At 42.2% G+C, this 23,104-nt stretch carries 23 protein-coding genes and 1 other annotated feature; of the genes, 20 read left to right on the top strand and 3 right to left on the bottom strand.

The genetic code is table 11. The features are described 5' to 3' along the window. Positions 1–261: 261 nt before the first annotated feature. Positions 262–393 (top strand) — a sequence feature (ribosomal protein L20 leader region). A gap of 71 nt (positions 394–464) precedes the next feature. The 4 genes from infC to NST15_RS13100 all read left to right on the top strand — a co-directional run bounded on the left by infC (position 465) and on the right by NST15_RS13100 (position 1,927). Then, the gene (gene infC / locus NST15_RS13115) at positions 465–980 is read left to right on the top strand and encodes a translation initiation factor IF-3 (protein ID WP_024718649.1); all 516 of its coding nucleotides are present in this window, start codon (positions 465–467) and stop codon (positions 978–980) included. A 25-nt stretch (positions 981–1,005) separates the two neighbouring features. Then, positions 1,006–1,206, top strand: a complete 201-nt coding sequence (rpmI, locus tag NST15_RS13110; RefSeq protein ID WP_003216324.1) for a 50S ribosomal protein L35 — start codon at positions 1,006–1,008, stop codon at positions 1,204–1,206. A 31-nt stretch (positions 1,207–1,237) separates the two neighbouring features. Then, positions 1,238–1,597, top strand: coding sequence for a 50S ribosomal protein L20 (gene rplT, locus NST15_RS13105; RefSeq protein ID WP_007501659.1), 360 nt, complete (start codon positions 1,238–1,240; stop codon positions 1,595–1,597). A 63-nt stretch (positions 1,598–1,660) separates the two neighbouring features. Beyond that, the gene (locus NST15_RS13100) at positions 1,661–1,927 is read left to right on the top strand and encodes a DUF1294 domain-containing protein (protein WP_008346019.1); all 267 of its coding nucleotides are present in this window, start codon (positions 1,661–1,663) and stop codon (positions 1,925–1,927) included. Positions 1,928–1,944: 17 nt separating this feature from the next. Here the strand turns inward: NST15_RS13100 and NST15_RS13095 are convergent, their stop codons facing one another. Then, positions 1,945–2,349, bottom strand: a complete 405-nt coding sequence (locus NST15_RS13095; RefSeq protein ID WP_008346017.1) for a hypothetical protein — start codon at positions 2,347–2,349, stop codon at positions 1,945–1,947. 180 nt (positions 2,350–2,529) lie between these two features. Between NST15_RS13095 and NST15_RS13090 the strand changes: the two genes are divergently transcribed. Together NST15_RS13090 and cstA are read left to right on the top strand one after the other, a co-directional pair. Continuing rightward, positions 2,530–3,618, top strand: coding sequence for a M42 family metallopeptidase (locus NST15_RS13090; RefSeq protein ID WP_017358255.1), 1,089 nt, complete (start codon positions 2,530–2,532; stop codon positions 3,616–3,618). A gap of 349 nt (positions 3,619–3,967) precedes the next feature. Next, a complete protein-coding gene (gene cstA / locus NST15_RS13085) occupies positions 3,968–5,764 on the top strand; it encodes a carbon starvation protein CstA (RefSeq protein WP_039168858.1) in 1,797 nt (598 codons plus the stop codon). Positions 5,765–5,809: 45 nt separating this feature from the next. Here the strand turns inward: cstA and sspI are convergent, their stop codons facing one another. Continuing rightward, positions 5,810–6,031 (bottom strand): small acid-soluble spore protein SspI, encoded by a 222-nt coding sequence (gene sspI, locus NST15_RS13080; RefSeq protein ID WP_008346010.1) that lies wholly within the window; start codon positions 6,029–6,031, stop codon positions 5,810–5,812. A 113-nt stretch (positions 6,032–6,144) separates the two neighbouring features. Between sspI and NST15_RS13075 the strand changes: the two genes are divergently transcribed. The 3 genes from NST15_RS13075 to pheT all read left to right on the top strand — a co-directional run bounded on the left by NST15_RS13075 (position 6,145) and on the right by pheT (position 10,729). Next, positions 6,145–6,888 (top strand): RNA methyltransferase, encoded by a 744-nt coding sequence (locus tag NST15_RS13075; protein ID WP_008346006.1) that lies wholly within the window; start codon positions 6,145–6,147, stop codon positions 6,886–6,888. Between the two features lie 376 nt (positions 6,889–7,264). Then, complete coding sequence (pheS, locus tag NST15_RS13070) at positions 7,265–8,299, top strand: phenylalanine--tRNA ligase subunit alpha (protein ID WP_008346004.1); 1,035 nt, start codon at positions 7,265–7,267, stop codon at positions 8,297–8,299. Between the two features lie 15 nt (positions 8,300–8,314). Further along, positions 8,315–10,729: a phenylalanine--tRNA ligase subunit beta gene (gene pheT, locus NST15_RS13065; protein WP_008346002.1), complete on the top strand. Its 2,415-nt coding sequence runs from the start codon at positions 8,315–8,317 to the stop codon at positions 10,727–10,729. A 41-nt stretch (positions 10,730–10,770) separates the two neighbouring features. Here pheT and rnhC read toward each other — a convergent pair whose 3' ends face one another. Beyond that, positions 10,771–11,694 (bottom strand): ribonuclease HIII, encoded by a 924-nt coding sequence (gene rnhC, locus NST15_RS13060; protein WP_035391180.1) that lies wholly within the window; start codon positions 11,692–11,694, stop codon positions 10,771–10,773. Between the two features lie 134 nt (positions 11,695–11,828). Here rnhC and zapA point away from each other — a divergent pair, with 134 nt between their 5' ends. The 11 genes from zapA to NST15_RS13005 all read left to right on the top strand — a co-directional run bounded on the left by zapA (position 11,829) and on the right by NST15_RS13005 (position 23,071). Beyond that, a complete protein-coding gene (gene zapA / locus NST15_RS13055) occupies positions 11,829–12,086 on the top strand; it encodes a cell division protein ZapA (protein WP_008345998.1) in 258 nt (85 codons plus the stop codon). Positions 12,087–12,093: 7 nt separating this feature from the next. Beyond that, a complete protein-coding gene (locus tag NST15_RS13050) occupies positions 12,094–12,627 on the top strand; it encodes a CvpA family protein (RefSeq protein ID WP_025207758.1) in 534 nt (177 codons plus the stop codon). A gap of 114 nt (positions 12,628–12,741) precedes the next feature. After that, on the top strand, positions 12,742–14,454 hold the full coding sequence (polX, locus tag NST15_RS13045; protein WP_342498579.1) for a DNA polymerase/3'-5' exonuclease PolX: 1,713 nt from the start codon (positions 12,742–12,744) through the stop codon (positions 14,452–14,454). Between the two features lie 21 nt (positions 14,455–14,475). Then, a complete protein-coding gene (locus tag NST15_RS13040) occupies positions 14,476–16,833 on the top strand; it encodes an endonuclease MutS2 (RefSeq protein ID WP_076822508.1) in 2,358 nt (785 codons plus the stop codon). A 14-nt stretch (positions 16,834–16,847) separates the two neighbouring features. Next, entirely contained in the window at positions 16,848–17,252 is a 405-nt protein-coding gene (locus NST15_RS13035; protein WP_008345990.1) for a DUF350 domain-containing protein, read from the top strand. Between the two features lie 162 nt (positions 17,253–17,414). After that, on the top strand, positions 17,415–17,870 hold the full coding sequence (locus NST15_RS13030; protein WP_008345989.1) for an Imm63 family immunity protein: 456 nt from the start codon (positions 17,415–17,417) through the stop codon (positions 17,868–17,870). A 100-nt stretch (positions 17,871–17,970) separates the two neighbouring features. Further along, a complete protein-coding gene (locus NST15_RS13025; RefSeq protein ID WP_008345988.1) occupies positions 17,971–19,680 on the top strand; it encodes an AMP-binding protein in 1,710 nt (569 codons plus the stop codon). A gap of 174 nt (positions 19,681–19,854) precedes the next feature. Beyond that, the gene (locus tag NST15_RS13020; RefSeq protein WP_017358246.1) at positions 19,855–20,439 is read left to right on the top strand and encodes a TetR/AcrR family transcriptional regulator; all 585 of its coding nucleotides are present in this window, start codon (positions 19,855–19,857) and stop codon (positions 20,437–20,439) included. 25 nt (positions 20,440–20,464) lie between these two features. Continuing rightward, the gene (locus tag NST15_RS13015) at positions 20,465–21,244 is read left to right on the top strand and encodes an enoyl-CoA hydratase (protein WP_008345984.1); all 780 of its coding nucleotides are present in this window, start codon (positions 20,465–20,467) and stop codon (positions 21,242–21,244) included. A 31-nt stretch (positions 21,245–21,275) separates the two neighbouring features. Then, positions 21,276–22,049: an electron transfer flavoprotein subunit beta/FixA family protein gene (locus NST15_RS13010; protein WP_007501632.1), complete on the top strand. Its 774-nt coding sequence runs from the start codon at positions 21,276–21,278 to the stop codon at positions 22,047–22,049. Positions 22,050–22,093: 44 nt separating this feature from the next. Then, positions 22,094–23,071, top strand: coding sequence for an electron transfer flavoprotein subunit alpha/FixB family protein (locus NST15_RS13005; RefSeq protein WP_342498578.1), 978 nt, complete (start codon positions 22,094–22,096; stop codon positions 23,069–23,071). Positions 23,072–23,104: the final 33 nt, after the last annotated feature.

The following is a 23,104-nucleotide window of genomic DNA, read 5'->3' as shown; positions in this document are numbered from 1 at the left end:
AATCAATCATTTTTTTGAAAAAATAGATATAATACCCTTTTTTATATGGAATATGATTTATATTTTGGTTTATTTATGTATACAACTTGATTTATATCGGTGTGTTAATGAAAAATTGAAGGATTTGAAGAGACTTTATTTCTTTTTAAATAAGGCTTGCTCAAATCATTTCGTCATGCTAAAATGAAAAAGTTGTTTCAAGAGTTCCGTTACTTGACGGACAAATGAAAATTGTGTAGAATAGTTAACGAATTGAATAGATATCACAAGCAGAAGCACCCGCTTCTCACCTGATTGACACATGTTTGTAGTTGACAGGTTGACCGTACATTTATTTTTTCATGCAAATGTTCGCAGTGTGGGTGTTTTATATGCCCACACTTTTTGTTTGCCTGTAAAACATACAACGAAATGGTCAAAATGAATTGTGAACTCAATTCAAAATCTCATGGAGGTGGCTCACTATTAGCAAAGATCAATTAGTTAATGAAGGTATTCGTGCGCGTGAAGTTCGTTTGATCGGACAAAATGGCGATCAGCTTGGGATTAAAACCCGCCAGGAAGCTCTGGAAATTGCTACGAAAGCCAATCTTGACCTTGTGTTAGTTGCTGCAAATGCAAAACCACCTGTTTGCCGAATCATGGACTACGGTAAGTTCCGTTTCGAACAACAGAAGAAGGAAAAAGAGGCACGTAAGAATCAAAAAATCATTAGCTTAAAAGAAGTTCGGTTGAGCCCGACAATCGATGAACATGATTTTAACACGAAGCTCCGTAATGCAATCAAATTCCTTGAAAAGGGAGATAAAGTGAAAGCTTCTATCCGCTTTAAAGGCCGTGCGATTACGCATAAAGAAATCGGACAGCGCGTGTTAGACCGTTTCTCTGAAGCTTGCGCTGAAGTAGCAACAGTAGAAACAAAACCTAAGATGGACGGACGTAGCATGTTCCTCATGCTTGCACCAAAAGTCGAAAAGTAAAAGTAACAGAGGGAGGAAACATCCAATGCCAAAAATGAAAACTCACCGCGGATCTGCTAAACGTTTCAAAAAAACAGGTTCTGGTAAACTTAAACGTTCTCATGCGTACACAAGTCACTTGTTCGCTAACAAATCTACAAAGCAAAAACGTAAATTGCGTAAGAGCGCAATCGTAAGTGCTGGAGATTTCAAACGTATCAAACAACAACTTGCAAACATCAAGTAATCTGGAATAGGAAACATAGGAGGGAATTACAATGCCAAGAGTAAAAGGCGGAACTGTGTCGCGTCAGCGTCGTAAAAAGGTTCTTAAATTAGCAAAAGGTTATTTCGGTTCAAAACATAGATTATATAAAGTAGCAAACCAACAGGTGATGAAATCTGGAAACTACGCTTTCCGTGACCGTCGTCAGAAAAAACGTGACTTCCGTAAACTATGGATCACTCGTATCAATGCTGCAGCTCGTATGAACGGTCTTTCTTACAGCCGTTTAATGCATGGCTTAAAGCTTTCTGGTATCGAAGTAAACCGCAAAATGCTTGCTGACCTTGCTGTGAATGACTTAAACGCGTTCAACCAGCTTGCTGATGCTGCAAAAGCACAACTAGACAAGTAAGTCATATAAAAGATCATTCCGCCGAGGAGTGATCTTTTTTTCTCATCATGTGAGGTGAAATCAATGAATATCGCTCTGATCGTGCTGCTCATCTTGGTCAATGTCTATGGGTTTTGTCTCATGGGAGAGGATAAACGCCGGGCGAAAGCACACAAATGGAGAATATCAGAAGCGCACTTATGGAGTGCCGCAGTACTTTTTGGTGCTGCCGGGTCATTTCTTGGCATGCAGTATTTTCGTCATAAAACAAAGCATCCTGCCTTTCAAATGGGTATGCCTGCTTTAATTGTTGTCCAATTGGTGATATTGGTCTATCTCAATCTCATCTGAAAAGGGAGCAGACGCCGTTAAGTCGGCGTATCTGCTCCCTTTTTTTGTTTGATTTTTTTGATGGGCTGATCCCAATCAATTTTTGTTTGAGGATACCGTTCAATGATGTTTTCCTCAAGTTTTTCAAAGTCTTCTAATGTGAATTCATTTAGCTTCTCAGGTGACTCGGTCCAAACGTAAATGGAGTGGACAAACAGAGGATGATCCTTAGAAGGAACATGTTTCTCCCCTTCAAACAAGACACCTTTATAGACGAAATTGAAATTTTTGCGAGCATTTTGCTGTTCGTCCATAAAATAAAAGCCTTCTTTTAATTGTGCTTGTTTCAGCTTTCTTCTCGGGTTTGAGAAGAATTTTACCGCCATGTAGAAAATATAGACAAGCAATGCAACAAGAGCAAGTCTAATGAGGATGACAAACATGACAGGATGCACCTCCAATACCGTTATCTGATGTACTACGAATGAGAAAGTCAAAAGGTTTCAACTTTTTTTAAAAAAAATATTTCGATTAACGAAAAAATATTCATAAAAAGATCGTATTGAACGAAAGAGGTTTTGTATAATAAGAATGCACCATGAAGAAAAAGGAGGATAAACAGGATGACAAAACTAGATCAAACATTAACTATGCTGAAAGACCTAACGGATGCAAAAGGGATTCCAGGAAATGAACGTGATGTAAAAAAGGTCATGCAGTCATACATAGAAACATATGCGGATGAAGTCTCTACAGACCGCCTTGGCAGCTTAATTGCTAAGAAGGAAGGAAATGCAAATGGGCCTAAAGTGATGCTTGCTGGTCACTTAGATGAAGTAGGATTCATGGTGACAAAAATCGATGACAAAGGCTATATTCGTTTTCAAACGGTCGGTGGCTGGTGGTCACAAGTTATGCTGGCGCAGCGTGTCACCATTGTGACGAAAAAAGGAGACATTACAGGTGTGATTGGTTCTAAACCGCCACATGTCTTATCACCAGAAGCACGAAAGAAATCAATCGAAATCACAGATATGTTCATTGATATTGGGGCTTCGAGCAAAGAGCAGGCAATGGAATGGGGCGTCCTCCCTGGAGATCAAATCGTACCTTACTTTGAGTTTACGGTAATGAATGACGAAAAAATGCTTCTTGCAAAGGCCTGGGACAACCGTATCGGCTGTGCAGTAGCGATTGATGTCATGAAGAATTTAAAGGATACTCAGCATGAAAATATTGCATACAGTGTAGCAACTGTCCAAGAGGAAGTTGGCTTGCGCGGAGCTAAAACAGCGGCAGCTACCATCCAGCCTGATATTGGATTTGCTATTGATGTTGGAGTAGCAGGTGATACACCAGGTATTACTGAAAAAGAAGCAACAAGCAAACTTGGCAAAGGACCAACGATTGTCGTATTCGACGCTTCCATGGTTTCTCATAAAGGGCTTCGCGATTTTGTTGTCCAAACTGCAGATGAATTAAACATTCCTTATCAATACGATTCCATGCCAGGTGGAGGAACAGATGCTGGAGGTATTCACTTAACAGGTCATGGCGTTCCATCACTATCCATCGGGATTCCAAGCAGATATATTCATACCCATGCAGCCATGATTCATCGAGATGATTATGAAAATGCGGTGAAGCTTTTAACAGAAGTCATCAAAAGACTTGACCAAAAAACGGTTGAACAAATTACGTACGGTTCTTAATGATGAAACCTTTCCTCAGTATGGGGAAAGGTTTTTTAATTGCGTTGAATTTCCCAGGAAATGAACTTTGGAATGTAAGTTGTGTCAAAAGAACTGTTTTCAGTAAATGAAGTGATATTTTTCTAGTGAGGAAGGCACATGTGATCCTTCTTGTATTTATGTAAGATGAAATCAATAAAAAGGACAGAGCCAATTGAGGCTCTGTCAAAAGAGAGTTTATGGAAGTAGGTGAAGCTTATTTTAGATTAAACCAATTATTCTTATTTGTCAACTAGGTTTTAAAAGAAAGAAAAATCAATCAATTTATGTTATATTTGTAACAAATTGTTTATACAAAGGGGATGGTTAAATGAATGCGGTTTCAATTGTGATAGGATCGATGTGTATTTTAGCGATTGCCTATCGCCTCTATGGCACGTTTATGATGGTGAAGGTACTAAAGGTCACAGATGATCATCCTACACCGGCTCATGCACTCGAGGATGGGAAAGATTATGTGCCAACAAACAAATGGGTCACATTTGGGCATCACTTTGCTGCAATTGCCGCTGCCGGTCCATTAGTTGGTCCGATTTTAGCCGCACAATTTGGGTATTTACCTGGTCTCCTTTGGCTCTTAATTGGAGCGGTGATTGGCGGAGCTGTTCATGATCTTGTGGTCTTGTTTGCTTCGATGCGAAAAAAGGGGAAATCACTATCCGAGGTAGCGAAAGAGGAGCTTGGTCCTGTGGCAGGATTTTGCACAGGGCTCGCCATGTTATTTATTATTACAATTACAATGGCAGGACTGTCCATGGTTGTGCTTCATGCTTTAGAACGAAATCCTTGGGGAACCTTTGCAGTTGGTATTACCATTCCAATAGCGATGGGAGTCGGCCTTTATTATAAAAAGACAGGCAATTTAAAGCTGGCGACATCTGCGGGATTCATATTACTGATGTTGGGGGTATTCCTTGGACCGAATATTCAAGGAACAGCACTTGGAGATTTGTTAACACTTGATACAAAAACGCTTGCTCTTGCCCTGCCAATCTATGCGTTCTTTGCTGCGGCCCTGCCGGTTTGGTTGCTTTTGGCACCAAGAGACTATTTAAGCAGTTTTATGAAAATTGGTGTTTTCATCGCGCTGATTGCGGGAATCTTTGTGGTTAATCCAACCATCCAATTTCCGGCGTTTACGGAGTTTGTAAATGGAGGAGGGCCTGTCTTAGCTGGACCTGTATGGCCTTTTATTTCGATTACCATTGCTTGTGGCGCGATTTCTGGTTTTCATGCATTTGTTGGCTCAGGCACAACGCCAAAAATGCTAGATCGTTGGAGTGATATGAAGCCGGTGGCGTTTGGCGCGATGCTCGTAGAATGTTTAGTGGGAATCATGGCGTTAATTGCCGCTACTGCGCTTCATCCGGGAGATTATTTTGCAATTAATAGTACACCTGAAGTGTTTCGTACGCTTGGTATGAGTGTCGAGAATCTTCCTCAACTAAGCAAAGAAATCGGTCTTGACTTAGAAGGAAGAACAGGTGGAGCTGTTACATTAGCTGTAGGGATGGCGTACATCTTTACGGGTATTCCGTTCTTTAGTCATTTGGCCTCTTATTTCTTCCAATTCGTGATTATGTTTGAAGCCGTCTTTATTTTAACGGCGATTGACGCAGGAACCCGTGTCGCGCGATATTTGATCCAAGACTTCTTTGGAGAAGCATATAAACCGCTGAAACGAAATGACTGGGTACCAGGGTCAGTCTTTGCAAGTGCACTTGCTTGTTTTATGTGGGGATACTTGCTTTACTCTGGAGACATTGGGTCCATTTGGGCACTCTTTGGTGTGTCAAACCAACTAATGGCCTCGGTCGGATTAATCATTGGGGCGACGGTTGTGTTAAAAATTGCGGATAAAAGGCGGTATATGTTGACTTGTTTAATTCCACTTGCTTACTTATATGTGACGGTGAATTATGCGGGTTATTGGATGGTTGCGAATGTCTATCTCAATCCTGAAGCATCTGGCTACAGTGTACTGAATGCCGTGCTTTCGATGATTATGCTGATTTTAGGTTTTGTCATTATCGTGTTCGCTATTAAAAAATGGATCGAGATTTGGCGCGATCCAGCTCTTCGAATGGAGACGCCAATCACTGGCTAAATGAACAAAGCCGGCTTGCTTATAGATAAGCAAACCGGCTTCTTGTTATTGCTGATGCTCAGGCTTTAAGCCCTGCTCTAATGTTTCAAGAATTTCATTCTTTTCATCTTCTGATGCCTCTTGCCATAACACCTCAAACAAAACGCCAAGCCCTGGTAGCATTTTTTCCTCGCCACTTTGAATCGCATCTAAAATCGTATGCTCAAGCTGCTCTTGATTATGGCCAGTAATGTTTTGAATCACTGCGCCTCTTAAATTAAAATCCATTGCCCACACTCCTTTTTTGATGGTGATAGCCCTATTCTGTCTCAAAGACAGGTTTATTATGTAGTGTGCTTGAGATATAATAAATTCATGATATTTAAAGGAGTTAAAGTCGCTTGAAATATATAGAATCAGCTAAAAACGCAAGCATTAAACAATGGAAAAAGCTGCATACAAAAAAAGAACGAACGAAAACGGGACTGTTCGTTGTTGAAGGAAAACACTTAGTAGAAGAAGCATTAAAGAGCGGGGTTGTGAAAGAGTTAATGGTCACAACGCCTGACGTGCTCCCTGCGGACATCGAGCCTGACATTGAGCTGTATGAATTAAGTGCAGAGGCTTTTACTGCGATGACGGAAACGGAAACACCTCAGCAAATCGCAGCGGTTTGTACAATTCCTGTATTTGAGGAGAAAAAGTATGAACGAATGCTTCTGTTAGATGCAGTACAGGATCCGGGGAATTTAGGCACACTCATTCGGACAGCAGATGCAGCGGGTCTTGATGCTGTGGTTCTAGGCGATGGAACCGTTGATGCGTTTAACGGAAAAACGCTCCGTTCAGCACAAGGGTCTCATTTTCACCTGCCTATCTTAAAACAAACACTTCAACAGACAATTCCAGCATTAAAGGCGCAAGGTATACCTGTATATGGCACTGCTTTAAAAAATGCGAAAGAGTATAGACACATAGCATCAGAAGGTCCATTTGCGCTAATTGTAGGCAACGAGGGAGCAGGTATTGATCCAGAGATTCTTCAAATGACAGATCAAAATTTATATGTTCCAATGTACGGACAAGCGGAATCATTAAATGTGGCTGTGGCAGCAGCAGTTCTTGTCTATCATTTGCGCGGATAGTGTTGCATCACGTCCTATTTTTCACTATAATGAAACTAATATTTTAAAAACCATGATAGAGGAAGATTGTTTCACGAAGCGTCCTATTAGGGAGAATGCATCGTAGACTGAAAGTGCATTTAAGGAATGCTGAAACAGGAATTCACCTCTGGAGTTGTCACCGGGACCGCAGGTTTTGCGTAAAGGTGGACCGGATTCGTTTGATTCCGTTATGTCAATGAAGCTTATTCGCACATATATTTGTGCTTAACAAGGGTGGTACCGCGACCACAACTCGTCCCTTCTTTTTTGGAGGGGCGGGTTTTTTTATTGTCTTCAAACAATCAAACACCCGTTTATTCAGACGGTTTTGTATATTAAAAGGAGGATAACACTCATGCAAGAAACGTTAAAACAGCTTGAAACAGAAGCGATAGCGAAGGTAGAAGCAGCCAGCTCGCTCAAAGAAGTCAATGATATTCGTGTTCAATATTTAGGGAAAAAAGGTCCGATTACAGAAGTGCTGCGCGGAATGGGCAAGCTTTCCGCTGAAGAAAGACCAAAAATGGGCGCACTTGCAAATGAAGTGAGAGAGCAGATTGCTGGTGCCATTGCTGAAAAAAATGAGCAGCTAGAAGCAGAAGAAGTGAAAAAGAAACTGGCTTCTCAAACCATTGATGTCACATTACCAGCAAGTCCGATCAAAATCGGGGCAAGACATCCATTAACGATTGTCGTAGAAGATATTGAAGATTTATTTATCGGCATGGGCTATACCGTTGAAGAGGGCCCAGAGGTGGAAACAGATTACTATAACTTTGAAGCGCTCAATCTTCCAAAAGAACATCCGGCACGTGATATGCAGGACAGCTTCTATATTACTGAAGACACACTCATGAGAACGCAAACATCACCCGTTCAAGCACGTACACTTGAGAAATATAAAGGCCAAGGTCCTGTGAAGATCATCTGTCCTGGTAAGGTATATAGACGTGACAGCGATGATGCCACTCACTCCCATCAATTCATGCAAATTGAAGGACTTGTGGTCGATCACAATATTAGCATGAGTGACCTCAAAGGAACGCTTGAGACAGTCGCAAGAAAAATGTTTGGTGAGGATCGTGAAATTAGACTGCGCCCAAGCTTTTTCCCATTCACAGAACCTTCCGTTGAAGTTGATGTGTCATGCTTTAAATGCGGCGGGAAAGGCTGTTCTGTATGTAAAGGAACAGGCTGGATTGAAATTTTAGGTGCAGGAATGGTTCACCCGAATGTATTAAAAATGAGCGGATTTGATCCAGATACTTACCAAGGCTTTGCTTTTGGAATGGGTGTTGAACGTATTGCCATGCTGAAATACGGCATAGATGACATTCGTCATTTCTACACAAATGATATTAGATTCACGAAGCAATTTAAGCAGGACTAAGAGGAGGAAATCAACATGTTTGTTTCATATAAATGGTTAGAGGACTATGTCGATTTAGAAGGCATTCAGCCGGATGAATTAGCAGAGAAAATCACAAGAAGCGGAATTGAAGTGGAAGCCGTTGAGTATAAAGGCGAAGGCATCAAAGGCGTTGTCGTTGGACACGTCATTGAACGTGAACAGCATCCGAATGCGGATAAATTAAACAAATGTCTTGTTGATATCGGCGAAGACGCACCGGTGCAAATTATATGCGGGGCTCCAAATGTGGATAAAGGACAGCATGTGGCCGTCGCAACGGTTGGTGCAGTCCTTCCTGAAAATTTTAAAATTAAAAAAGCCAAACTGCGCGGTGAAGAGTCTCATGGCATGATTTGTTCTCTGCAAGAATTAGGCGTAGAGAGCAAGCTCGTACCAAAAGAATATGCAGAAGGCATCTTTGTTTTCCCGAATGACGTGAAACCAGGAGATGATGCCCTTCAAGCACTTCAATTAGATGACGCGGTACTTGAGCTTGGCTTAACACCAAACCGTGCTGATGCCCTTAATATGCTAGGTGTCGCTTATGAGGTTGCCGCCATTTTAGGGAGAGACATCAAGCTTCCTGATACAGCGCATGACACTTCTTCTGAAAAAGCAGCAGACTATATTTCTGTTAAAATTGAGGATCAAGAAGCGAATCCACTTTATGCAGCGAAGATCATTAAAAATGTAAAGATTGGGCCAGCACCACTTTGGATACAAACAAGATTGATGAATGCAGGTATCCGCCCAATTAACAACGTCGTGGATATTACGAATTTTGTCTTACTTGAATACGGTCAACCTCTTCATGCCTTTGATTATGACCGCTTTGGTTCAAAGCAGGTGGTCGTACGTAAAGCGGCTGAAAATGAAATGATTCAAACTCTGGATGAACAAGAACGTACATTGTCTTCGAAGCATCTTGTCATTACAAATGGCACAAAAGCGCATGCTGTTGCAGGCGTCATGGGCGGTTTTGAATCAGAGGTGCGTGATGAGACGACAACGATTCTTTTAGAAGCGGCATATTTCAACGGTCAAACCGTCCGTCAAGCATCTAGAGACTTAGGGCTTCGCAGTGAATCAAGCACACGATTTGAAAAAGGGCTCGATCCGCAGCGGACGAAATCAGCAGCCGAAAGAGCAGCGCAATTGATCAGCATCTATGCAGGTGGTGAAGTGTTAAGCGGAACTGTGGAGGAAAACCACCTTGAAACAAGTATGAATGTCATCCACGTATCAACTGAGCGTGTGAACAAGGTGCTTGGTATGAGCATTTCAAAAGAAGATATGATTCAGATTTTCAACAAACTAGGCTTTACTGTGGGCGAATCAAATGATGTGCTTGTCGTAACGGTTCCTTCCCGCAGAATGGATATTACGATTGAAGAAGACCTCATTGAAGAAGTCGCGAGGTTATACGGCTACGACAATATTCCATCTACACTCCCTGCGACAGCTGGTACCGTTGGCGGTCTCACGCCATACCAAGTGAAGCGCAGAAAGGTGAGACGTTTCTTAGAGGGCGCAGGGCTTTCTCAAGCGATTACGTATTCATTAACGAATCAGCATAAGTCCACAGCCTTTGCTTTAAATCCAGCTTATCAAACAAGACTTTCCCTGCCGATGAGTGAGGAACGAAGTGTGCTGAGACAAAGCCTTCTGCCAAACTTACTTGATTCTGTTGCATATAACTTAGCAAGACAAGCTGATTCTTTTGCCTTTTATGAAACGGGTTCTGTGTTCTTAGCAGAAGCTGAAGGGGCAAAACCGGTGGAGAAAGAACATGTCGCTGGTGCGCTGACAGGCTTATGGCATAAAAATCTTTGGCAGGGCGAGAAAAAAGCTGTCGATTTTTATGTAGCGAAGGGTATTGCAGAAGGGCTGTTTGAAAAGCTTGGTGTATCAGGAGAGATCACGTATGTTCAAGCAGAGCGTGAGGGCCTTCACCCAGGACGTACAGCCGATGTTCATTTAAATGGAAAAGTGATTGGCTTTGTAGCTGCACTTCATCCAGTAGTGGAAAAGGAATTAGATTTAAAAGAAACGTATGTATTTGAATTTGATTTAACAGATGTAATGACGTCTGAAACAGAGGATATGAAATATACGGCTATTCCGAGATTCCCAGCAGTGACTAGAGACATCGCACTTGTCGTCGATCAGCATATTTCAAGCGGACAGCTGGAGCAAGTCATTTATGAAGCTGGCGGACAATTGCTCACAGACCTTTCCGTCTTTGATGTGTATGAGGGTGAGCATATGGAAGAAGGTAAAAAGTCTGTTGCATTCTCTCTGCAATATTTAAACCCAGAACAAACGTTGACTGAGGAAGAAGTCACGGCTGTTCATACAAACGTATTGAAAGCATTAGAAGATACGTATCAAGCTGTCTTGCGCGGATAATAAAAAGAGCTATCGCCTTATGGGCGATAGCTCTTTTTTGATTATAACCATTTTTTCGCTTTTTGGGTGTTGGCAAAATGAAGTTTTGTAAATTGGCGTAAAGCCTCTTCGCCGTGCTGTTTCATCAGCTTTGCTGCCGCTTTGTCAACATGCGGACCGGCCCCTTTTGGAATGTCAAAGCCCGCTGCTTTTGATAATTTATCCATTTCAATTAAAAAAGCATATCTTGCAATAATAGAAGCTGCAGCAACCGATAAGTGGATGCCTTCTGCTTTCGTACTAAAATATGTACGCTCCCGAATGATCTTTTTCCCCGCAAGGTGCCTGAAATAAATGCCTGGTTCGGCAAATTGGTCAATGAGAATGGCTTCTGGTTTCTTGCCATCCAGTTTTTCTAGCACGGAGGTGATGACTTGGTTATGAAGCAGTGCCTTCATTTTCCCTTGGCTCATGCCCTTTTCCTGCATCGCATTGTATTTTTCATTCCGAAGCACGAGAAGGCTGAACGGGATGGTTTTGATCAAGTCTTTGGCAATGTTGATAATCTGCGGATCTTTTAGTCCTTTTGAGTCTTTCACCCCGAGCTCTTTCATGAGAGCAAGCTGACTGGAATCAACATAAGCCGCACAGACCGTAATGGGTCCAAAATAATCGCCAGTACCGACCTCATCTGAGCCAATAACCGACATGGAAGCAATGCCGGGTGGTGGGCTGTACTGTGTGATGGATGGTGTTTTTTTGCTTTTTGTTTCAGCTGCTTGTAAATGGTTGAACTGACTTGCTTCAGCTTCTGCCTTTTGTCCTTGGAACAGTACTTTTCCAGATTTGTAGGCTGTAATCGTACAGCCGGGAACCTTTGCTTGAAATAGAGCGCCTGGCGGCAAAGTGTCAGTTAAATGCTGAGCGTACACGCTCTTCATTTTTTTCATGTCTTCTGATGTTGCTTTTAAGACGGATTGGGGCACAGTGGATAACTCCTTTTTACCTTGATATCATTGATTTCTAAAGTGTACCATAACAGGGAAGGGCTCGTCTTTCCATTCAATGTCTAAACATGTTATGATAGAGACTAGGATTCTCGTGGAATGGAGGAGAAACGTTGTCTGACGGCGGTAAAACGAAAACAACAGTTGAGATTTACGGACAGTCCTATACGATCATCGGTCAAGAAACGAAGATGCATATGCGACATGTTGCTTCAATTGTTGATGATAAAATGAGAGAAATCAATGAAAAAAATCCATACCTTGATATAAACAAATTAGCTGTACTGACAGCAGTCAATGTCGTCCACGACTACTTGAAATTAAAAGAGCAATACGAAAAACTAGAGCTTCATCTAAAAGAAAAGGAATGAAATTACCGTGATCGATATCATCATTTTGTTTTTGCTTCTTATGGGAACGCTTGTCGGTCTAAAACGCGGGTTTATTCTTCAATTTATTAAATTGATTAGCTTTGTTGTTTCTATTTTAGTGGCTTCTCTGTTTTATCAGTCACTTGCACCACAGCTTACGTGGATTCCAGCACCTAATTTTAGCGGCGGTCAAGCGCAGCTCGCTTTCTTTAGTGGGAATCTAGAAACAGCTTATTATAATACCATTGCGTTTATCATTCTGTTTATCTTGACCAAAATCCTGCTCGCTATCATCGGCGGATTGCTCACAACCATTGCAAGTATCCCTGTGATTAAACAGGTCAACAAACTGCTTGGCGCTGTTTTAGGATTTCTTGAAACCTATCTATTTGTGTTTATTCTATTGTTTGTGGCTGCATTACTTCCAGTCGATGCGCTTCAAACCATGATGAGCAAATCAATGTTAGCAGATGTGATCGTAAATAGCACCCCTTACCTGTCCGGTCTTGTCAAAGACCTCTGGTCGACGTATGGAGTTTAAGAACTTCTCCTTTCTTGGAGAAGTTTTTTCTCATTCCATGACAGAAAGTTGTCGGATGAAGGGAAAGTTTGTATATTTATATAGGAAGATGCCAAAGCAGCTGGAGGATGAGAGATGAATAAAAAAGATATTATCAAACTTCTTGAAACAATTGCAGTCTATATGGAGCTAAAAGGAGACAATCCTTTTAAAATTTCTGCCTTTCGTAAAGCAGCTGCGGCACTGGAACAAGATGACCGCAGTCTTTCTCAAATAGATGACCTATTAGCATTACCCGGCATTGGAAAAGGAACCTTTGCTGTGATCACAGAGTATATCGAAAAAGGACAGTCTGAAACACTCGAACAATTAAAAAAAGAAGTGCCTGAAGGACTTGTCCCGCTCTTAAAATTGCAAGGACTCGGCGGGAAGAAGATTGCTAAGCTCTACCAAGAGCTTGGTGTTCACGATGCACAGTCTTTAAAAGAAGCATGTGAAGCGGAAAAAGTACAAACGCTTGCTGGGTTTGGCAAAAAAACAGAAGAAAAGATTCTTGCCGCTCTTGAGGAGGCAGGAAAGCAGCCAGAACGACTGCCAATTGGCTTTGCATTAGATGTGGCAGAGCGAATTGATGATGCGCTGGAACAGATGGAGGGAATCATCCGTTTTTCAAGAGCGGGCAGTTTAAGACGTGCGCGTGAAACGGTTAAAGATTTAGATTACATCATTGCGACTGATAACCCTGAACAAGTGAGAAAGCAGCTTGTTGCTCTTGATGATGTCAAAGATGTCATTGCGAGCGGTGATACGAAGGTATCGGTCATTCTTGCACTTGATTTTGAAATCAGTGTAGATTTCCGGCTTGTGACAACAGACCAATTTGCAACAACGCTGCACCATTTCACTGGCTCAAAAGATCATAACATTCGTATGAGACAGCTTGCGAAGGAACGCGGTGAGCGTATTAGTGAATATGGGGTTGAAACGATCGAAACTGGGGATGTGAAAACATTTGAAGACGAAAGTGCTTTTTATGCACATTTCCAACTTCCGCTCATTCCGCCAGAAATTCGTGAAACCGGAGCAGAGATTGATTCGTATAAAGAAAGTATGCAATTTGTAGAACGAAAAGATATCAAAGGCGATCTTCATATGCACTCGACATGGAGTGATGGCGCCTTTTCTATTCGCGAAATGGCAGAGGCATGTATCGCAAAAGGCTATGAATACATGGCCATTACAGACCACTCACAATATTTAAAAGTAGCAAACGGTTTAACAAAAGAACGTTTGCGTTTGCAAGCAAAAGAAATTGACAAGCTGAATCAAGAATTCGAACATTTTCACATTTTCAAAGGGGTCGAAATGGATATTCTGCCGGATGGATCGTTAGATTATGATGATGACTTTCTAGCAGACATGGATTTTGTCATTGCGTCTATTCATTCTAGCTTCTCTCAGCCGGAGGAAGTCATCATGGAGCGCCTAGAAAATGCCTTGAATAATCAGCATGTGGATTTAATTGCCCATCCAACTGGCCGTTTGATCGGTAGACGAGACGGCTATGCTTTAAATATTGATCAGCTCATAGAGCTTGCGAAAAAAACGGGCACTGCACTGGAACTCAACAGCAACCCGTCAAGACTTGATTTAAAAACAGAGCATTTAATGAAAGCAAACGAAGCGGGTGTGAACATCATGATCAACACAGATGCACACAACATCGCCATGCTCGATCATATGGACGTCGGTGTCACAGCTGCAAGAAAGGGCTGGACACCAAAAGCAAATGTCGTGAATACATTTTCTCTCGATGAGATGAAAAAGTTTTTAACGCGTGACAGGTAGTCGTTAGGAGGCTGGACCATGCTGCAACAAAAAGTGTTAGCATCATTAGAATTTCATAAAGTAAAAGAAAAAGTCATGTCCTATACTGCTTCGACTTTAGGGAAAGAAAAAGCGCAGGACTTAATACCACTCACAGATATCGAGAGCATTCAGCATCTGCTAGAAGAGGTAGCAGAAGCGCAAGATGTGATTCGTTTAAAAGGATCTGCGCCGTTTGGCGGGTTAACGGATATTAGACGAGGCGTCAAACGAGCAGAAATAGGCAGTATATTAAGCCCTGCTGAGCTGATGGAAATTGCGGCGCTGTTATATACTACAAAAAACATGAAGCACTTTCTCACCTCTATGTATGAGGACGGAGTAGAGATACCGCGTCTTCATACATATGCAGAATCGCTGATTTTACTGCCAGACGTGAGAAAAGAAATCGAAAGCTGTATTGGTGATAATGGAGAAGTGCTTGATCACGCAACGCCTGCACTCCGCACCATACGAACGCAGTTACGATCACTAGAATCAAAAGTACGAGATAAATTAGAATCAATGATTCGTTCACAATCTGCCTCGAAAATGCTGTCAGACACCATTGTGACCATTCGTAATGATCGGTTTGTCATTCCCGTAAAACAAGAATATCGCTCGAATTATGGAGGGATTGTTCACGATCAATCTTCTTCAGGCGCAACTCTTTTTATTGAGCCGCAAGTGGTCGTAGATTTAAATAACACCTTGCAGCAAACTCGCCTAAAAGAAAAGCAAGAAATTGAAAAGATTTTGCAAATGCTAACAGCGAGTGTGTCAGAGCACATTGATGAATTGCTTCATAATGTGAATGAACTTCAGACATTAGATTTTATTTTCGCTAAAGCCAAATATGCAAAAGCAGAAAAAGCCACAAAACCTACTGTGAATAACCAAGGGGAGATTTATTTAAAACGGGCAAGACATCCCCTATTGCCCCGAGATCAGGTTGTGGCAAATGATATTGAGCTAGGCAAAGATTTTTCTACGATCGTCATCACAGGTCCAAATACAGGCGGTAAGACCGTCACTTTAAAAACACTTGGACTTCTTACGCTGATGACGCAGGCAGGTCTTCATATTCCAGTCGAAGAAGGATCAGAAGTGGCTGTATTCGATCAAGTCTTTGCTGATATTGGAGACGAGCAGTCTATTGAACAGAGCTTGAGTACATTCTCATCTCATATGGTCAATATTGTGGATATCCTAAAGCATTTAACGTCTAATTCACTCGTGTTATTTGATGAATTAGGTGCGGGGACAGATCCTGCTGAAGGTGCAGCACTTGCGATGAGCATCTTAGATGAAGTTCATCAAACAAATGCGCGCGTCATCGCAACGACTCACTATCCTGAGCTGAAGGCATACGGATATAACCGAGAAGGCGTCACAAATGCGAGTGTAGAGTTTGATATTGAAACCTTATCTCCTACATATCGCTTGCTCATCGGGGTGCCGGGACGAAGTAATGCATTTGAAATTTCCAAACGTCTAGGACTGCCTCATCATTTAATTGACCGTGCAAAAGCAGATATGCATGCGGAACATAATGAAGTCGATCAGATGATTGCATCATTAGAAGACAGCAAAAAACAAGCAGAAGAAGAACTGCATGAGACGGAATTCTATAGAAAAGAAGCAGAGAAGCTCCATAAAGAACTGCAAAAACAAATCCTTGAATGGAATGAACAAAAGGACAAACTGCTTGAAGAAGCCGAACAAAAAGCGGCAGAAAAAATTGAACAAGCAACAAAAGAAGCAGAAGAGATTATTCAAGAGCTTCGGTCCATTAAAAGTGAGCATCGTTCGTTCAAAGAACATGAACTCATTGATGCGAGGAAGCGTCTTGAAGAAGCTGTCCCTGAGTTTGACCGTAAGAAAAAACCAGAGCCAGTGAAAAAAGCAGCAAGACAGCTAAAACCAGGCGATGAAGTCAAAGTGCTGACGTTTGGCCAAAAAGGAACGCTCATCGAACAAACGGGTAACAAAGAATGGAGTGTCCAAATGGGCATTCTGAAAATGAAAGTAAAAGAAAAAGATATGGAATTTATCAAATCAGCACCGGAATTTAAACAAGAGAAAGCCATCACGGCGGTCAAAGGAAAAGACTATCATGTATCACTTGAGCTTGATTTAAGAGGAGAGCGTTATGAGAATGCCTTAAGCAGAGTCGAGAAATACTTAGATGATGCCGTCTTAGCTGGCTATCCGCGTGTGTCGATCATTCACGGTAAAGGCACTGGCGCCTTGAGAAAAGGGGTCCAGGAATTATTAAAGCAGCACCGTAGTGTAAAAAATGCTCGTTTTGGAGAACAAGGCGAGGGAGGATCAGGCGTCACCATCGTCGAATTAAAGTAAAAAGGAGAAAACGCATGAAAGCCTTTTGGGAAAATGAACTTGTGGAAATTGCCGCCTATTACAGCGTGGCCGTCCTATGTCTTGTCTTATTTCTTACCATATTTGAACTCGTGACCTCCTATAAAAACTGGGAAGAGATTCAGCGGGGGAACTTAGCTGTTGCTATGGCAACCGGCGGGAAGATTTTTGGGATTGCCAATGTCTTTCAGCATTCCATCGCTCAGCACAACTCCCTTCTTCAAATGATCGGATGGGGCGTATACGGCTTTGTGATGCTGCTTGTCAGCTATTTCATTTTTGAATTTTTAACACCACGATTTAAAGTAGACAAAGAGATTGAGAATGATAATAGAGCGGTCGGGTTTATTTCACTCATTATTTCTGTTGGGCTGTCTTATGTAGTAGCAGCCGGCATTTAAGGAGACGACATGGAAAAACTAGCCAAATTATTAATTGTAGTTGCCTGCACTTTTGCGGTTATTGGTGCCGTTTACATGTTCCTGTAAAATGAAGAATACATTCTAGAAAGCTGTCAGGGAAAACCTTGACAGCTTTTCACTCATCAAAGGCGGCGAATCAGAATGAATCAAATCTTGCAAAAAGACGAACTCATAAAGCGCATTGACACTTGTCTCAAAAAGACATCTCTTCCCCAAGACATATATGAACCGTATATTGCACGTCCTTTTCAAACGACTGGTTTTTTTGATGATTTGAGCCCCTATATTGAAATTGATCCAGCCGGCTATATTCTTATTCAATATGAACGAGGGATTAAAGTGCTTCATAAAAGAACAAAAGAGGCGGATGAAGTCGTTTATTGGATTTTAGAAGACACCATCTTTCTAACTGTGTATCTAGACATGATGAGACAATATCAAGTGGACAACATCCAAACACATTTACCTAATGACCCTAGTATCCATAAACAGATTGTGGAGAGAGTCCATGAGTCATTTCGTGCGATCGGTGGATTATACGAAAAGTGGCATCATGAAGGGAAAAGAGCCTCTATAGAAACACCGGCGAAAAAATGAAGATGTGCCATAGAACGAGCTCGATTTGAAAAAAGCAAACAGCCATAAGGAAAAGTTTGCTATAATAAAATAGTACGAAAGTTCAGGAAGGAGGGTTTTTATGCAGTCAGATAAACGTTGGCTTCTGCATTACCCGAATCAAATTCCCCACGAACTCACCATCCCAAATGAAACGTTGCAATCTTACTTATTCAGCTCCGCAGAGGCAGCACCTGAGCATACAGCCATTCATTTTTTAGGAAAAAACATCACCTACCAGCAGTTACAAGAAGATGCACTGAAATTAGCCAGTCACTTGATTGACATCGGTGTCAAAAAAGGCGACAGAGTAGCGATTATGCTGCCAAACTGCCCGCAATCGGTGATCTCTTATTATGCGGTTTTAATAGCAGGCGGCATTGTCGTTCAAACCAATCCGCTTTATACGGAGAAAGAACTGGAATATCAAATGGAGGACAGCGGCTCTAAGGTGCTGATCACTCTCGATCTACTGTATCCAAAGGCCTATAAAATGAAAGCGCTGACAAGTATGGAACATTTGATCATCACAAAATTACAAGATTACTTGCCATTTCCGAAAAACATATTGTTTCCGATCGTCCAGCGAAGGAAAAACAACATGGTCATCCAAGTGGAGAAGAGTGATTCCATTCATCATTTCTCACAGATCATGAAAGAGTCGTCAGGAGAACAGATTCCGCAAATATCCTTTCAACCGAAAGAGGATGTCGCAGTTTTGCAATATACAGGCGGAACGACCGGTTTACCAAAAGGGGTCATGCTCACACACGAAAATATAGTAGCCAATACAGAAATGTGTGCATCCTGGATGTATAAAACGAACCGTGGAAAAGAGCGGATTCTTGGGATCATTCCGTTCTTTCATGTATACGGCATGACGACCGTGCTAAACCTTGCAGTCAAAGAAGGTCATCAAATGATTCTTCTTCCGCGTTTTGATGCAGCGGATGCCTTGAAGACCATTGAAAAACAGAAACCGACGCTGTTCCCAGGAGCACCAACGATGTATATTGCCCTGCTTCATCATCCGAATATTGAAAAGTATGACCTATCATCCATCACGGCATGCTTAAGCGGATCGGCTGCTCTTCCTGTTGAAGTCAAACAGAGCTTTGAAAAATTAACAGGAGGAAGGCTGGTAGAAGGGTATGGACTTTCTGAAACTTCTCCTGTCACTCATGCCAATTTCTTATGGGGAGCGAACAAAATAGGAAGTATCGGGTGCCCTTGGCCGAATACAGATGCCGGTATTTATTGTGAAGAAACGGGTGGACTCAAAGCGCCATATGAGCACGGAGAGATTATCGTCAAAGGTCCTCAAATCATGAAAGGGTACTGGAATCAGCCGGATGAGACAGCGGCAGTGTTAAGAGACGGCTGGTTTTTCACAGGAGACATTGGGTATATGGATGAGGATGGTTTTTTCTATATCGTCGACCGGAAAAAGGATGTCATCATCGCGAGCGGCTATAATATTTACCCAAGAGAGGTTGAAGAAGCCCTTTATGAGCATGAGCTTGTACAAGAAGTTGTTGTGGCGGGTATTCCTGATCCGTATAGAGGGGAAACAGTAAAAGCCTTTGTTGTCCCGAAGAAGGATGCCTATGTAACAGAGGATGAACTGGATCGTTTTGTTAGAACAAGAATTGCCTCATTTAAAGTGCCGCGTGTCTACGAATTTAAGGAATCACTGCCTAAAACGGCTGTAGGAAAAATCTTGCGCAGAGTGTTAATTGAAGAAGAAAAAAGAAAGCAATCATCTTCAACAGAAGAACCAGTCGATCAATGAGAGAATGAACCAGCATCATCCGGTCAAGCGGCCGGATGATTTGAATTGTACGTGTCTGCTCTGGTATGCTAAAGGTTGAAAAGAAAGAAGAACATCACTTGACAAATCACTCGTTTCTTTTTAACATAAAGTTATGAATGAATGCTCATTCAATTTAGAAAGGGACGAAGCACATTGAAGCAGAAAAGACCGAAGTACATGCAAATTATTGATGCAGCCGTTGTGGTGATTGCAGAGAACGGCTACCATCAATCACAAGTTTCAAAGATTGCCAAACAAGCAGGAGTAGCAGACGGAACCATTTATCTCTATTTTAAAAACAAAGAGGATATTTTGATCTCGTTGTTTAAAGAAAAAATGGGACAATTCATCGAACGGATGGAAACAGATATTCAAAAGAAACCGTCTGCCAAAGAAAAGCTTCTTCTCCTCATTCGAGAACACTTTCGCCTGCTATCGCAAGACCATCATTTGGCCCTTGTGACACAGCTTGAACTCAGGCAGTCAAACCTTGAACTGCGCCAAAAAATCAATGAGGTGCTGAAAGGGTATTTAAATATGCTCGACTCCATTTTAACCGAGGGAAAGAAGACAGGAGAATTTAGACAAAATCTAGATGTCCGCTTAGCGAGACAAATGGTATTTGGGACGATTGATGAAACCGCTACAACATGGGTCATGAATGATCAAAAGTATGACCTGCCTGCACTCGCAGAAAGTGTACATGATCTTCTCTTAAACGGAATACATCAATCTTAAAGACAATTGAAAAAGGATGATTGACATGGAAAAAATACTTAGCTTACACCAAGACGAACAGACAGCACTCATCACGATTCAACACCCACCTGCAAATGCCTTATCCTCTCAGCTTCTCACTGAACTCAACGACATGTTTGATCAGCTTGAACAAAACAGTGAAGTGAGAGCAATTGTCATTCATGGAGAAGGTAGATTTTTCTCAGCAGGCGCTGATATTAAAGAATTTACGACCTTGCAGGAAGAGTCTGATTATGCCAGCCTTGCAGACAGAGGACAGCAAGTATTTGAACGAATTGAACAATGTCCAAAACCGGTGATTGCTTCCATTCACGGGGCAGCATTAGGCGGCGGGCTTGAGCTGGCGATGTCGTGTGATATTCGAATCGCCACAAAAGATGCAAAGCTGGGACTGCCGGAATTAAATCTCGGTATTATCCCAGGATTCGGCGGAACGCAGCGCCTGCCTCGCTACGTTGGATCAGCTAAAGCACTTGAAATGATGGGAACAGCTGAGCCGATTACAGGAGAAGAAGCATTTGCCTGCGGACTTGTTTCAAAACTTGCGGAAACAGAGGAAGAAGCGCTGGAAACAGCGAAAACATTGGCGGCGAAATTTGCAGCGAAAAGCCCTAAAACGCTTGAGTATGTGCTTGAGTTATTGAATGCGACAAAAGTGTACTCATATGATGGCGGAATGAAGCTGGAAGCCAAAAAATTTGGTGAAGTGTTCCAGTCGAATGATGCCAAAGAAGGCATCCAAGCTTTTATTGAAAAGCGTAAACCGAATTTTAAAGGGGAATAAGGGATTAGTACGACACAAGGGGGAGAAATGAATGAATATTTTTGTTTTAATGAAGCGTACGTTTGACACGGAAGAGAAAATCTCTATTCAGTCTGGTGCTATTCAAGAAGATGGGGCAGAGTTCATTATTAATCCTTATGATGAGTACGCAATTGAAGAAGCGATTCAGCTTCGGGATGAGCACGGGGGAGAAGTAACGGTCGTGACAGTTGGCAATGAAGATGCGGAGAAACAGCTTAGAACAGCACTTGCAATGGGCTGCGATCAAGCCGTTTTATTAAATGTTGAAGATGATTTGGAGGAGTGGGATCAATTTTCCGCTTCTACGATTCTATATCACTATTTCAAGGATAAAGAAGCTTCCTTGATCTTAGCAGGGAATGTAGCGATTGACGGCGGGTCTGGACAGGTGGCCCCGCGTCTTGCTGAATTACTCGGCTTTCCATATGTCACAACCATTACAAGTATTCAAATCGACGGCGGCTCAGCTTCAATTGAACGAGATGCAGAGGGTGATGTGGAAGTGATTTCTGCCGAGCTCCCGCTAGTGGTCACCGCGCAGCAAGGTCTCAATGAGCCTCGTTATCCATCGTTACCAGGAATCATGAAGGCAAAGAAAAAGCCTTTAGAAGAATTAGAATTAGACGATTTAGATCTAGATGAAGACGATGTGCCATTTAAAATCAAAACAATCGAACGTTTCTTACCGGAGAAAAAAGAGGGTGGCAAGGTGTTGAGCGGCGAGCTTCAGGATCAGGTCAAGGAACTGACAGACCTGCTAAGAAATGAAGCAAAAGTCATCTAAACATCCACTTTACGATATCACGAGAACAAGGGGGAGCTTATAGGATGAGTAAAAAAGTTGTTGTACTTGGAGAAAGTCGTGACGGTAAATTAAGAAATGTGACATTTGAAGCGATTGCTGCCGCTCACGAGGTGGCTGATGGCGGTGAAGTAATTGGCGTTTTAATAGGGGATCACGTCAAAGACCAAGCGGATGAACTGCTTTATTATGGAGCGGATCATGTGATGCTCGTCGAGCACCCGCATCTTTCTTATTATACGTCTGATGGTTTTGCGCAGGCGCTTCAGGCAATATTAGATCAAGTCAATCCTGATGCAGTGCTCTTCGGTCATACATCGATCGGAAAAGACTTGTCACCAAAAATAGCTGCACGCCTGCAAACAGGCTTAATTTCAGATGCAATAGATGTAAGCGTTACCGGTGAACATCTTGTTTTCACTAGACCGATTTATTCAGGAAAAGCTTTTGAAAAAGTCATTTCAACAGATCGTCTGCTTTTGGCTACTATCCGTCCAAACAACGTGGCACCGCTGGAGCGTGATGCGTCACGCAGCGGAGAAGTGACGCCAGTTTCTGTCGATATTCAAAACCTAAGAACAATCGTGAAGGAAGTCATTAAAAAAACATCAGAAGGTGTAGATTTATCTGAAGCGAAGGTCATTGTCGCAGGAGGCAGGGGAGTCAAGAGCAAAGAAGGCTTTGAACCGCTGAAAGAACTTGCCCAAACGCTTGGTGCAGCAGTCGGTGCCTCGCGTGGTGCATGTGACGCTGACTACTGCGATTATGCCCTGCAAATTGGTCAAACCGGTAAAGTCGTCACACCTGACCTTTACATTGCTTGCGGGATTTCAGGAGCTATTCAGCATTTAGCCGGTATGTCCAACAGTAAAGTCATTGTTGCGATCAACAAAGACCCAGAAGCTGAAATCTTCAAAATCGCTGATTACGGAATAGTTGGTGACTTATTCGAAGTCGTTCCGCTTTTAAATGAAGAGTTAAAAAACATGAATATCCATTCTTAACGCTCATACACTCAGAATGCCTAGGTATTCTGG

This window comes from Bacillus sp. FSL R5-0820, from assembly GCF_038593385.1.
In the GTDB taxonomy this organism is placed as follows: domain Bacteria; phylum Bacillota; class Bacilli; order Bacillales; family Bacillaceae; genus Bacillus; species Bacillus altitudinis.
The sequence above is the reverse complement of the archived record's forward strand: the minus strand, read 5'-3'. Positions and strand labels throughout refer to the sequence as shown.